The organism is bacterium (assembly GCA_036504735.1).
Classification (GTDB): domain Bacteria; phylum Electryoneota; class RPQS01; order RPQS01; family RPQS01; genus DASXUQ01.
Window position 1 is genome coordinate 45,754 of the sequence record DASXUQ010000002.1, and the last position, 13,310, is coordinate 59,063.

Sequence of the window (13,310 nt, forward strand, 5' to 3'; positions counted from 1 at the left end):
GCTCCTTCAAAGGTTGAAATATCCAGCATGTGGCTGGGACTGAGATGAAATTACCGAGGGGGTATGTTTGGGTCTTCTAAACCTTGTAATTTACGAAAATCCGCTGTGACTTTCAACTCACGGTGCCGCACCTCTTTTGCTGAATTTACCAAGGCCTTCCCCCGCTTGCAACCCCCTTACTATGTTAGAGTCCGAATGGCCCGGAATTGCTCAGCGTTGGGCAGGCAAAGAAAAAGCCGCATGGCGACTGCCACGCGGCTTGGTAACCGAATACGGGAACCTCGCGACTACCAGTCGTTGCCACCACGGCGGGAGGATGACGATGACGTGCGGCGGGGACGATCCGTCTGCGGACGGGCTTCATTCACAACGATATTGCGGCCCTTCAACTCGGTCTCGTTCATCTTGGTGATGGCAGCGCGCGCTTCCGCTTCGTTGCCCATTTCCACGAAACCGAATCCCTTGGAGCGGCCCGTCATGCGGTCGGTGATCACGCTGGCGCGATCCACTGCACCGTACTGCTCAAAAGCAGCGCGAAGGTCGTCTTCCGTCACTGAGTAGGCAAGGTTGCCAACGTAAATGTTTACCATTTTTGATCCTTTCCGGACTTGGGGATGGTGCCCCCTGTTCTTGCCACCTTTACTGTACCATCGCGAAGCCGAAAGGGATTTGACAAACCAAGTTCCCCCGTGACAACGGGCCTGCGAGAAGGCCTTAGGGCCTGTTACCAATCCGATTGCTTGGATAAACTCCAATCAACCAAAGTCTAATATAATCACTCGAACGCGTAAAAGCAACCCCCTCTGTCTTATCTTCTGTTGCAATTCAGAGGCCAAGAAAGCCCTTCTCTTAGCCTTAAGTGCCTCAAAACATGCCAGAAAAATCCCGGAAAAAGGCAAGACTCGGCAACTGTCCACAATCGGCATGTCTCTGCTTCAGCCGTACCCCAACCGGTTGTGCCTAAGTGCGAGCTAAATTACGGGCAATCAAGAGGGCCCCGAGTCCATGCCTCTCCATTTTTCACTATGGACGAGGCAGTCCAGATGGAAAATTTGACCGCATGCCTCTCCCGCCTACGGCACATTCCGCGTCCCATCACCACCGTTTTATGGCCGATTCCGCCGCGTTGTCCGCCAAACCAGACTGTTCATGCCCGTTTCGTACACGTTCTGCTGCATCGAGTTCCGCAAAATCAGCGTCTCCCGCCCGCCGGGGAAAGGCGGCATCAGCCGAATCCAACGGCTTCCCGGGACCATGCCCGGCCAGGGGTAGCAAACGTCACTCTCGCTGCGGGGAAATGGATCGCGGGTGATCTCCCGGATCTTGACACCGAACAGATTGTACAAAGTCAGTTCCGACGGCGGAGTTTTCGGCAGAACAACGGCAGGGCGCGCAGCGCTCTGGTGTGTGGCACGCATCAGCGCCGGTTGTCCGGCCTGACGGACCTTCGCACTGTCCTGTGCCGCAAGGCTTGCCGTCAGCAACAGAACGGCTATGGCACTCCCAAAGAATCGTAGCATCGACGTCTCCGGTATAGATACCCTTCAGCTTAGTCCTTAGGTCTGTCGCTCTGCGTGCGGCCATCGCTGGGCGCGGTCCATGCGCCCTACTGTGAGCCTGCGACCGGATGGAAGGTGTAGGTCCAGTTGTGGCGGGGGTGTTTGTTTTGGATCCAGTAGGCATTACCGGGAGATACCGCCGTGAGGCTGCCGCGCCAGGAATTTGTACCCGTGTGGTAGACCGCCGCCAGTCCACCGATCTGCGACAGAACCTTGTCCGATGTTTTACTGTCCCCTCCCGTGAAGCCCTGCTCCAGCAACTGAAGGCGGTCGATGGGAATCGCCCGCGGATACCGCCAGGAATAGGGCGTGGGAATCAGCAGTTGCGTGCTCGGGCCGGTAATCATCACGGTGGGAACACCCACAGCCGTGGTATCGGCTTCACCCACCAGAATAAGCGTCCGATTCGCACCGGAATTGTTGCGGTACCAGTAGGCGCGTCCCGGTTCCACGTCTGCCGGGTTCGCCTCTAACTGGCCCGCCCAGCCGCAGTCAAACGCGACGTTGCGGTAAGCAAAACGTCCCACGTCCTGCCGCACGATGCGGTCGGATGGATTCACGTCTCCGCATGTGGTCTGTGTGCCGATGATGCTCGACGGCTTGCGGGATTCGGTGCCATACACAGGCGAATTCGCCGGCTGCACAGTCCAGAACTTGAACGGCAGACCGAACGCCGTATACACCGCAGACGTGCCGCCGTTGCACCGAATCTTCACGTAGCCAACTTCGTTGGAGGGCGGAGAATCTGTCTGCCCGCAGGCGGCGGTAATGCGGTAGCATTTGTAAGGCACCAGCGCCTCCGGGTCGGTCCATCCCGCGTTGCCCGCAGGCAAGTTCAGTTCGGTAGCGACCAGCCACGTGCCCGGAAATGGGCGGTTTATGCTCTGATCGGTGGTGGTCCAGACACGGTATCTGCCCGCGGCGGGCGCTGAAAAATGCAACCAGATATTGGTGTTGCCCGGAGCCAGATAAGCTGTCAGGCTCGTTGCCGGAAGGCACTGCCCAAAAACCGAAATCGAGATTGCGGCAATACCCATGATTACAGCCAGAAATCTCTTGCAGCTCATGGGATCTCCTGTCAAATTATTTCAGCAGAATCACAGCCTTGGTCGCCGAGGTGTGGGCGCTGTTCAGGTGCACATAGTACGCGCCGCTGGAGAAGCGGCTGCCGTCCAGAGTTAAACGGTGCTCTCCGGGTGAGAAACTTCCCTGCGCGAGTACGGCCACCTGCCGGCCCAGCAGATCATAGAGCGTCAACTCGATGCGTTCCGCCGTCGCAACCCGGAAGGTAATGGTCGCCGAATTGTTGAAGGGATTCGGATAGACCGAACTCAGTTCCGCATCCGCCGGAACCACCGCCGCAGGCTTGTCCACCGTGTTCGCCCGGTCGACCAGTACAATGTTCACGCTGTCAGGGAAATTCGACTGCAGCACATGAATGGGCGCGGGAGTCGCACCGCCGTAGATGCCGAAGGGTTCATCGGCATCGGGCGTGAAATTGCCGTTGAGGTCGATAAACGCGCGGGCGTAGTACGTGCCGAAGGTGTCCGTCACGGCAACGTAATCGCCGCTGCCCGTCTGCGCGGTATCGAGAATGATTCCCCAGCCCCGGATGGAATCGAACGTCGCCGTGTTGAATGCCTGAATGTAGGTAATGCCGGCGCGGTTGCCCGCGTAACTGATCCGTCCCGAGAAACCGCCGGTGTTGGGCGGATCGAGCACCAGATCGATGTTCGCGGTATCGGACCGCAGCGTGAACAGAGAAGGGATGCCGTTTTCGCCGTAGAAGCCGCGGGGATCATCCGGTTGCGGCATCGGCGGAATGGTCTGATGGATGTCCTGAAAGGCAATAATGAAATAGCCGCCAGAATCCAGATTACTCAGCGTGTAACGGCTGTTGAAAGGGTTGGCAAAGGTGATATTTTGCAGCAGAGAGGCTGCCGAGTCCAAAGCCAGCGGAACCGCCGCGACGTACTTGAGCATCAACAGATTCGACTGCCCTCCGGTCACCCGCCCGGAAATCGAATAGGACTGAGCCATCAGAGGCAGCAAAAGCGCCCCGATGAGGCATACAATGGTGATCCAGCGTTTCATGGCTCATACCCTTCAGGTTAAACAAAAACAATATTTTTCAGCAACACATCCGCCGTATTCGGCTCTATGCACATATGTTAAGCACGAATTGTGGCAAAAGCAATGGGAGAACCCCGAAAAAGCGAAAAAGTCCTCAGCCCGATTTGCCGGCATGACCATGCCATTACGGGGCAGCCCGCACGGTCTCGTAGGCCACGGTCTGCAGATAGGCGCGCTGTGGATCGCTGATGCGCGGATCATTCACGTAGCTGATGCCGACGGGGCTTTCGTGGAACAGCGCCGCATAGAACACGCAGCACACAAGATAGGTGCCCCATACCGTGGGATGGCTGCCATCCGACTCATACAGATGGATCGTGGTATCTTCGGTGGCCACGCGCTGAAAAGCCCGTCCGCAGGGTGCGACCTGTGCACCGAGTTCACGGCCCATGGAATCGTATGCCGCTGCCAAAGGTTCGATCATCGGCGGATCAAACTGCCGGGCCCAGGTCATGTAGAAGGCGGTCTCGGCACGGACATTCAGGATCGCGCCGTTCATCAGCCGCGCAAAGTAATAGAAGGAATCGGGTTCGAGCTGAGGCCGCTGACTCTGCTCCTGTAACACCACCATCTCCCAGTGTCCGGAGGCAATGGCGGCGCGAGTGGCGTCGTAGTTCCAATGATCGCCCAGCGTATAGCCGCCCACCGTGACGCTCGAGGTTTCCGGAGCGGAGTCGGGATGCGCGGCGAGCAACAGATTGCGCAGATGCACGTCCACGCCGCCGTTGAAATAGGTGTAGCTGTTGCCCACAAACAGAATGCTGTGCGGCACCGCCGAGAATACCGTGTCCACCACCTCGCCGTTGTCGCCGTCGTGCAGGTCGCGCGCCAACGTGCGCGGCGCAAAGCGGCCACCGAAAGAATCGGCAGTAAGGGTTACGGTAAAGGCATCGTCCAGCGTCCGCCGAGCACGCGAACGTCGTTCGCCGCCCGCGCCAAGAGCTTGCAGAATGCTGCCAGTCACCAGGGGCGGCGGACCTTCGGAGCCGCTGCGCAGGTGGATGAACTTGAGGGCGCGCTGTTCCGGATCACCGAGCACCACGGCAAAGTAGATGCCGTTCGCCGCCGGGACACCCGCTGCACTGACGCCATTCCAGAACCCGGTGTTGATCCAGCTATCTGCGGCTTGCTGCGGCCGCAAGGTGAGGGAAGCCACATTCCTGCCGAGGATGTCGAAGATCTGTGCGCGGCCCTGCGGCTTGTCCGAGACAAAATAGAAACCGCGCGAGGCCCCGACACTGTTGGTCACCTTAGAAACAAAGCCGCCCCTGCGCGGACGGCTTTGTTCGGGAACAGATAAAGGAATCGCTTCAATCCGGTAAAAGCCCGCGCTGTCCGTCACGGTTTCATAGACGGTGTTTCCCGGTCCGGTATACCGGACGTGCGCCTGTGCCATCGGCACCACTCCGCGCCGCAGCACGCGGCCCGAGATGGTGGCTTCCTGGGCAAACAGCGTGGACGTGAAGAGGAGCAGACAAAGACCTAACCATTGCATATGGATACGCACTTTGTTATGGTGTGGATTCGAATGACCGTTGGTGCCTTCGTCCTTCCACCTTGTCATCCTGCATTTGTCTTCAAATGCAGGATCTCTCTTCTCCGCCGCTTCCCGAGAGATCCTGCATCCCGAAGACGGGATGCAGGATGACAAGGGGGGCACGGGTTGCAGGATGACCATCTCAGGGCAGTTCAATGTCACGGGCTGCGGCTCTACAACCGTTCTTCCACCCACTTCTCGAGGTTTCCGGCCAGCACCAGTTCCTGTGCGGCGGCGCCGACAGGGGGGATGGAGTAGACCTTGCCATCGGCTTCGAGGGTGGCTTTGCGGAAATCAATCCGGGCCCTGATGCCGGTGCGCACGGTGGGCAGGTCGTTGCTGAACTGGTCCTTCAACAGCCGCACCAGCTCGGGGACTTCGATCACCAAAAAGCCGTTGTTGATGGCGTTGCGCTTGTAGGTTTCACTGAATGTTCCCGCCACCACCAGGGCGATGCCGCGATATTTCAGCGCGGTCGCCGCCTGTTCGCGCGAACTTCCCGTGCCGAAGTTGAATCCGCCCACCAGAATGTCGCCCTGCTGTGCGAGGTCGCCGAAGGCCGCATCGTAGTTCTCCATCACCACCGCCGCCTGCTGCGCCGGGGTCATGTCGTCCTTGTAGGTGTACTTGCCGGGGTAGATGCCGTCGGTGTTCAGATTGTCCTGATGGCAGAACAGCAGTTCGCCTTCAATGATTTCCGAAAAGCCGGGGAGGATTTTTACCTCTCCCTGCGCCTTGGCTTTGCCTTTGCGTGGGCGGACTTCGCCGATGGGCTTGGCCGCCGCTTCCGGTTCGGGCAGATCAATGTAGCCGGAGAGCGCCGAAGCTGCCACGACAGCGGGAGACGCCAGATAGGCCAAGGCATTGGCCGAGCCCATCCGTCCTTTATAGTTGCGATTAGTGGCCGAAATGCCGACTTCGCCGTCTTCGAGCAGGCCTTCCCCCAGTCCGATGCAGGCGCCGCAACCGGGAGGCAGCACAATCGCTCCGGCATTGACCAGCACGTGCCAGTCGCCGCGCTTCTCGCTTTCCGCGCGCACTTCCGACGAGGCCGCCGAGATGTAGAACTTTACATCCTTGGCAATCTTGTGCGAGCGCAGAATATCCGCCGCTTCCGCCAGATCCTCGACGCGGCCATTCACGCAGGAGAGCAGATAGGCTTTGTGGATCTTCACCTGCTTCTCGCGCAGCTCGAAGGCAGAGGACGCGACCTTTACCGAATTCGGGCCGGACACATAGGGAGACACGCTGTCCAGATCCAGCGTGATGTCCACCGCGTACTCGGCATCAGGATCGGCCTCGATGGGATCAAATTCCAGATCGGCAATCCGGGCCTCGTTCATCCGCGGATGCACGCCGTTGCGCGCGTCCACATCCGACGGCACGCCTTCCAGTCCGCGCTTCAGCACAAAATGCGCGCGCGCATGCAGCCAGTGAATGGTCGTGTGGTCCACAGGAAAGACTCCCGCCAGCGCGCCCCATTCGGTGGACATGTTGGCAATGGACAGGCGCTCACTGACCGACAATGCGGCTACGCCGTCGCCGGTGAATTCAATCGCATGGTTCAGCACTTCGTCGTGGTTGAACATCCCGCAGAGGGTGATAATCACATCCTTGCCCGTCACGCCCTTGCGCAGTTTGCCTTTCAGCTCCACGCGCGCGACAGGCGGAACCTGCCACCACGTGCGCGTGGTCGCCCAGATCGCCGCCGCGTCGGTGCGGACAATCGGCGTGCCCAAACAGCCGAGACCGCCATACATGTTGGAGTGGCTGTCTGACGCCACTACCAGTGTGCACGGCCAGGCATAGCCTTCCTCGATCATGATCTGGTGGCCGATGCCCCGGCCCGCGGGATAGAAGTCAATCCCGTGCTCCGCCGCGAAGTTCTCGATCTTGGCGTACTTGGCGAGGTTTTCCGGCGTCGTGTCCTGCACATTATGGTCGAGGGCAAACACCGGCTGGCGCGGATCGGCGACGTCTTCCGCGCCGATGCTTTTGAACTTGGGAATTACCGCGCCCGTGTTGTCGTGGGTCAGCACATGGGCGGGACGGATCGACAGATAATCTCCGGCGCGCACTTCGTGCCGGTTTTCCAGCCCAACAGCAAACGCCTGGGCGATCTTTTCGATGAGGTTTTGAGGCATGGGTGTTACTCCATGATATGAGGGAGATGCGACATTTCGAAATGCTGAAAGGCTGAAATACTGAAACGCTGAGAGCAGGTGCGTTCACATCACCTTCACCACCACCAGGGTGAAGTCGTCGTCAAAGGAGGAGGAGCCGTGGAAGGTGACCACATCCCGTTCGATGGTCTCGACCAAACAGGCGCACTCGGCGGTGCACCGGTCACGGCAGAGTTCGGCGATGCGCTCCTCGCCGAATTCTTCCTCGGCGGCATTCATGGCTTCGCACACGCCATCGGTGAAGGATACCAGAATATCGCCGGAGGAGACGGTTACGGTCTCTTCTTCATAGACCGCTTCAGGGATCACCGCCAGGCAGAAGCCGCCGGCGGTCAGCGGCACGATGGAACCATCCGTGCGTACCAGGCGCGGCGGGTTATGGCCCGCGTTAATGCTGACGAAGGTGTGATCGAGCGGATTGTAGATCGTAGCGAAAAAGGTGACGAACTGCGCGGGCGAGGTGTTGGCGCAGAGCACGTCATTGACGCCGGAGACAATCGCCGGCAGCGGCACACCGGCGTGAGCCATGCTGCGAAGTGCCGCCTGCACATTGGCCATGATCATCGCCGCGCCCGCGCCCTTGCCCGCCACGTCCCCCACCGCAATCAGTGTGCGCCCTTCCGCGAGCGGCACGATGTCGTAGTAATCTCCCGCAACTTCGAGACTGGAGAGGAAACGCGCAGCCACCTGCAGCCCGGGCGTAACGGGCAGCACCTGCGGCAGAAACCGCTGCTGCACCTCGCGCGCCATGTCGAGCTGTTCCTGCAGACGGCGCTTCTCCACATTCTCTTCAAGCAGCCGCAGGTTTTCACTCTGCAAGGCGACCTGTGAGACTACCGAGGCCAGCACGTTCAAGTCTTCCGCCGCCATGTCTTCCTGCTCGGGCGTGAAGGACAGGATCAAAAATCCGGTGAGCCGCGTGTGAATAATCATCGGCAGCAGCACCGAGGCACGCTGTTCGCGCAGCCAAGCGGCTTCCGGCACCGACAACTGCACGCGCTCGGCCACCAGAAGCTCATCGGCCAGCCACGGACGCGGCTGTTTGGACAGTGCCGCCGCAAAATCGCCATCGGGATTCACCGGCACCACGGTTCCGTCAGCCAGCCGGAAAGCGCGCACGCGTTCATCGAACAGCACGGGGGTCACGCCCGCCATGCCCATCCCCTGCCGCAGACCATTTTGCAGCGTGCCCCACAGGGCCGCGCGGTCCGGCATCACCGTGGCGGAATCCATCATGGTATCGAGCATGGCCCGCAGCCGCCGGCGCTCGGGGAAGATCTTCTGTTCCACCAGCCGCTGGGTGCGGCGCTGTACGGGGGCAAAGCTTAAGGCCAGCACGAGACCTGTTGCCAGCGCGGCGGTGCCGCTGTGCACCGCAAGAGTATGCAGCAGCAGGCTGGTAATTCCGTAAAGCAGGCCGAAGAACACCAGCAGCAGCCCGCCGGTGGTGACGGCAAAGCGCGTGCCGCGCCGCAGCTTCAGTTCCACTTCCATCATGCGGTACTTGCGGAAGGCATACAACAGCGAGAGCGGAATCGGCAGAAACGCCAGACAGAGGAAGAAGAGCAGGCCGCCGATAATCACCGTTTCGGGAATATCGGTATCGCGCTGTACCACCAGCGCGTACCCAATCATCAGGAGAACCGGCACCAGCATTACCAGCGGTCCGAGCATGGAGCCGAGGAACACCGCATTAAGCTGCCTGCGTTCCAGCGTGTTGGTGGTGCGTTTGCGCTTGCGGCGCAGAATAACAATCGCGGCGATGAACTGGACCGCCATCGCAAATCCCGCAACGCCCGCCAGCCATCCGAGCACCGTGCCTTCGGCCAGACGCGGCCCCAGCAATCTGGCGGGCAGCCCCAGAACAGGCGGCGCGTAGCACAGAATATAGGCTTTCAGCGGATGGCGGGCCAGCGTGGGCGACGCGAAGGGAAAGATGAACGCAAGATGCAGCCAGTAGGCGGTGCCGAAGGTTGCCAGCACACCCGCATAGCGGAAGAAGCCTTCACCCCAGGCCACTTCGGGAAGCTTCTCCCCGGCAATGCCGCGGATCATCGACGGCAGAATGTTCATCACCACCATGCACAGCGCCAGAGTGAGCAGCGCCAGCACCATCGCCTGCTCAGTATTCCCCTGCTTGTAGAGCGTGAACAGGCCGATGACAAAATAGAGCAGTCCCACCGATGCGCTCAGCCACAGGAACGTCCACAACACCGCCAGCCGGTCCGGGGGAAAGGCGCGCGAGACCAGCGTCGCCGACTGGATTTCACCGCCATGGCGATAGGTGACCTGCACCGCGTAGCCCACAGGATGGAGGTTATTGGTCTCGGCTTTCCACAGGGAATCGGTGGCCGGCTTGCCGGCAATGGTCAAAATGGTATCGCGGCTGGCCGGATGCGGCGGACTGTCCGCGAAGTCGAGGGCATTGACCGTGGTGAACACCAGCACAGTGTCTTTGAGGGCCGCGGCGATAGTCTCGGCATCTTCCAGGGCAGGCTTGCCGTTGACCATGATATGGACCGCCTTGTCCTTCAGCGCGGCGCGCGCAATGCCCGTATTGATCCGGCCATAGCGGGGGATGAGCGTCAGTCCCTGCGCGCCGTAGATGATCTTGGCGACGATCCAGAGAAAGGTCAGGGCGGCCACCACCCAGGCGGCTTGCCGGGCAAGTTGTTTGGTCGAAACCATAGACTAAATTACCTTGGCAACAAGCAGGGTTTGGTCATCTTCAATGTAGGTTTGCTGGCCGCGATGCACAACGATCTGGCCGAGGATTTCGCTGAGAATCTGCTCGGCGGAGCCCGGCGCACAGGCGCAGGCGGCGGTGCTGAGCCGCTCTTCTCCGAATTCCTCCTCGGCGGCGTTCATCGCCTCGCTGATGCCGTCCGTGTAGAGCACCAGCACATCATCCGCCGCGAGCCGGGCCGTGCCCAGTTCATAGCGCGAATCATCAAACGCGCCGAGAATCAATCCGCCGGCGGTCAAATAGTCGATGCCGCCGCCGGCGCGGATCAGGAACGGCGGATTGTGTCCGGCATTCACGTAGCGCAAGGTCTGGTCGCGGGGATCAAAGATGCCGACAAAGAAGGTGATGAACTGTTCGGGCTCGGTGTTCTGATAGATCAGCATGTTCACGCGCCCGATCAGTTGCGTCAGCGGCAGGTCCGCTCCGGCCAGCGCGCGCAGCGACGCCTGCAAATTGGACATCAGCAGCGCCGCGCCCGCACCCTTGCCCGCCACATCCCCCACTGCAAACAGGGTGCGCTGATCATCGAAGCAGATCACGTCGTAATAGTCGCCCGCCACTTCGAGACTGAAATCGGTATGAACCGCCAGATCGAGGCCGAGCGTCGGCGGAAGCTCTTTGGGAAGCAGCCCTTTTTGCACGCGGCGCGCCATCTGCAGCTCTTCTTCCATGCGCCGCTTCACGATATTCTCTTCGATCAGCCGCATGTTGTCGCTGGCCAAGGCCACTTGCGGCGCAAGGGAATCGAGAATCCGCAGCTCCTCGGCGGCGTAATCTTCCTGCTCGGTCTTATGTCCGAGACCAATGAAGCCGATCAGGTTGCCGTGGGTAATCAGCGGCAGCACCAGCGCGACGCGGTGTTGCATCAACCATGCCGCTTCGTGCACATCAAGAGAGACGCGGGAGCCACTCAGGATTTCATCCACCATCAGCGGACGGGGATCGCCGATCAGTTGCTTCACCAGGCTGCTGTCGATGTGGAAGGGCGTCGGTCCGGTCTCCCGCAGCAGAAAGGAGCCGTTGGTGGATCCGCGCAGCACCGGATAGACGCCGTCCACCGTCAGGCCTTCTTCCAGCCGCGCTTCAAGCTGCGACCAGAACGCCCGCTTATCGGCAATGGCCGCGGTGCCCTGCAAGAAGTCATGCAGCATGGCGCGCAGCCGCAGCCGTTCGGGATAGAGATGCTTTTCCAGCACGTGCTTGCCCATTTCGGCGAGGCGGAACATGCCGATCACCACCACACTGAGCACCACCACCGCAATGGGGCTGCCTTCGGAGAAGTGCCGGTGGATGAGCTGATTGCCCACATAGGCGATACCCAGCACGGCGGCAAACAGCACGGTCAGCAGCAGAATCCGCCGGGTGCCGCGCCGCAATTTGCCCTCGATTTCCAGCAGCCGGTACTTGCCAAAGGCATAGGCCAGCGAGAGCGGGGAAAGCAGCACAATGGCAAAGATCACGTCGGTGATGGTCATGCGCCACACCAGCGGCAGGCGCGGAAGTCCCGGAATGATGCGGTAAAAGTCGAGCAGGTAAACCACAAACACCAGCAGGGGGACGCCCGAGCCGATCAGCACCAGCCGTGTCTGGCGCTTCTCCACGTTGGATTCGGCGCGCCTGTAGTTGCGGCGCAAGACATAGAGTCCCGCCAGCGCCTGCGACGTGACAATGGCATAGAACGCGGGGCGCGTCCACAGCACTTGAGTCATCGGATACACGAAGGCCAGCACCCAGGTAAAGGCGGTGAGAATCGCGAGCGGGACAAAGATCACCCCATAGGTCCGCCACGGATGTGCGACGATCAGCCGCGCCGGGCGCGGAAACAGCAGTTGCAGCAGGAACCAGTAGGCGCCGAAGAAGACGCCGACGGTGCGCAGCACTCCTGCCAGCCACCCTTCGCCGGGAATCGTGAAGGATGCCATGGCGGCGTACATCGGCATAAACACCGTGACCGTGAAGGTGGTCATGGCAAAGCAGTAGAGCGCCAGAGCCCGCACTCCGGCACTGTCCCGGCGCTGGAGATAGGCCCAGAATCCGAGCGCAAGAAACACAAGGAAGATCAGAATCCGCAGCACCTGCATCACCACCACGGTGGCCACCAGGACCGGCGAGTTGGCCCGGGTGCGAATCACGCTGCTCTCGACCTGGCCCTTGTGGAGGAAGGTTATGAGCACTTCACGTCCGGGCACGTGCGGCATTTCGAGGGCGTTAACCCACCGCTTTTCCAGCGCCGCGGAGTCGCCGATCATCAGGATCGTATCCCCGCGCGCGGGATAGGGCGGTGCAGTGAAGTCAGCCTTTTCCACGCTGAAGAACGTCACCGTGCTGTCCCGCCCCTGCTGAATGGAGCACAGGGTAAAGCCGGAAGATGTCCAGTTGAACACGCGCGTCGTATCCCGCGCCATGAACAACAGTCCCAGCGTCAACGTCACGCCGCCTATAAAGACGACGAAGAATTTTATGAATCTGGAGGAGATGATATGTGATCCTATAATACGAAAATTAGTGACTGTCGCAAGGGTGGGTTCAACCGACAGTTTTTTTACGCCGATGACGGATCCCGGCGCAACCCACCCGCGCCAGACCCTTGGCGATAATTCATATGATCAGCAATTTGTATCGTCCACGTTTCTTCGCTGCGGATTATTGCGAATATACTTCCTCGCTCCAATAAGCTCCTTGCGGTTCCGCAGCACGCGGTCAAAGAAACTTCGTTGCCAGCGGAATTCCGTTGGATGAAGACCTTCCCGATTGATGTGCTTGGTCGACTGAGTTTTGAACCAGCGGACGAGTTCTGAAACTGGAGGACCACACGGATTGGTGGCGAAGTCCTCAGCGGGTGGTCGCATCTTGAGCAATCCGTGGACATGATCAGGCATGATGACAAATGCATCCAACACAACATGCGGATAGTGGTGCGGCAACGCCTCCCAGCACGCGGCGACTACACACCCGATATCCGTGAGCCCTGCTACATTGTCTGCAATCTCGCTCAGACAGCAGTCCCTTCCATGAGTGCAGATGGTAACAAAATACACACCCGGAGCAGCATAATCGAACGCAGGATGACGTGGTGGCTTGCGCCTTAGTCTGGCCGCAAGGTGTTCCATGAGCGCCCCCTCTTCTCGGCCCGGTGTAGGGGCGGGTTAAGC

9 protein-coding genes are annotated in these 13,310 nt (G+C 60.0%); all 9 read right to left on the reverse strand.

Annotation, left to right across the window (positions count from 1 at the left end; translation table 11 throughout):
• Nucleotides 1-287: 287 nt before the first annotated feature.
• A complete protein-coding gene (locus VGL38_00615; protein ID HEY3293918.1) occupies nt 288-590 on the reverse strand; it encodes an RNA-binding protein in 303 nt (100 codons plus the stop codon).
• A 516-nt stretch (nt 591-1,106) separates the two neighbouring features.
• Nucleotides 1,107-1,520: a hypothetical protein gene (locus VGL38_00620; protein HEY3293919.1), complete on the reverse strand. Its 414-nt coding sequence runs from the start codon at nt 1,518-1,520 to the stop codon at nt 1,107-1,109.
• Nucleotides 1,521-1,606: 86 nt separating this feature from the next.
• Nucleotides 1,607-2,626, reverse strand: coding sequence for a hypothetical protein (locus VGL38_00625; GenBank protein ID HEY3293920.1), 1,020 nt, complete (start codon nt 2,624-2,626; stop codon nt 1,607-1,609).
• Between the two features lie 16 nt (nt 2,627-2,642).
• A complete protein-coding gene (locus tag VGL38_00630; GenBank protein HEY3293921.1) occupies nt 2,643-3,653 on the reverse strand; it encodes a T9SS type A sorting domain-containing protein in 1,011 nt (336 codons plus the stop codon).
• 163 nt (nt 3,654-3,816) lie between these two features.
• Complete coding sequence (locus VGL38_00635; protein ID HEY3293922.1) at nt 3,817-5,256, reverse strand: DUF4886 domain-containing protein; 1,440 nt, start codon at nt 5,254-5,256, stop codon at nt 3,817-3,819.
• A gap of 146 nt (nt 5,257-5,402) precedes the next feature.
• Nucleotides 5,403-7,373, reverse strand: a complete 1,971-nt coding sequence (lysF, locus tag VGL38_00640) for a homoaconitase (protein HEY3293923.1) — start codon at nt 7,371-7,373, stop codon at nt 5,403-5,405.
• 84 nt (nt 7,374-7,457) lie between these two features.
• Nucleotides 7,458-10,100, reverse strand: a complete 2,643-nt coding sequence (locus VGL38_00645; GenBank protein ID HEY3293924.1) for a PP2C family protein-serine/threonine phosphatase — start codon at nt 10,098-10,100, stop codon at nt 7,458-7,460.
• A 3-nt stretch (nt 10,101-10,103) separates the two neighbouring features.
• Nucleotides 10,104-12,590: a SpoIIE family protein phosphatase gene (locus tag VGL38_00650; protein HEY3293925.1), complete on the reverse strand. Its 2,487-nt coding sequence runs from the start codon at nt 12,588-12,590 to the stop codon at nt 10,104-10,106.
• Between the two features lie 174 nt (nt 12,591-12,764).
• Nucleotides 12,765-13,268 (reverse strand): transposase, encoded by a 504-nt coding sequence (locus VGL38_00655; GenBank protein ID HEY3293926.1) that lies wholly within the window; start codon nt 13,266-13,268, stop codon nt 12,765-12,767.
• Nucleotides 13,269-13,310 lie beyond the last annotated feature (42 nt).

Excerpts from the sequence above, each read along its gene's own strand:
- VGL38_00615 (HEY3293918.1), bottom strand. The coding sequence starts at position 590 with ATGGTAAACATTTACGTTGGCAACCTTGCCTACTCAGTGACGGAAGAC.
- VGL38_00620 (HEY3293919.1), bottom strand. The coding sequence starts at position 1,520 with ATGCTACGATTCTTTGGGAGTGCCATAGCCGTTCTGTTGCTGACGGCA.
- VGL38_00625 (HEY3293920.1), bottom strand. The coding sequence starts at position 2,626 with ATGAGCTGCAAGAGATTTCTGGCTGTAATCATGGGTATTGCCGCAATC.
- VGL38_00630 (HEY3293921.1), bottom strand. The coding sequence starts at position 3,653 with ATGAAACGCTGGATCACCATTGTATGCCTCATCGGGGCGCTTTTGCTG.
- VGL38_00635 (HEY3293922.1), bottom strand. The coding sequence starts at position 5,256 with ATGACAAGGTGGAAGGACGAAGGCACCAACGGTCATTCGAATCCACAC.
- lysF (HEY3293923.1), bottom strand. The coding sequence starts at position 7,373 with ATGCCTCAAAACCTCATCGAAAAGATCGCCCAGGCGTTTGCTGTTGGG.
- VGL38_00645 (HEY3293924.1), bottom strand. The coding sequence starts at position 10,100 with ATGGTTTCGACCAAACAACTTGCCCGGCAAGCCGCCTGGGTGGTGGCC.
- VGL38_00655 (HEY3293926.1), bottom strand. The coding sequence starts at position 13,268 with ATGGAACACCTTGCGGCCAGACTAAGGCGCAAGCCACCACGTCATCCT.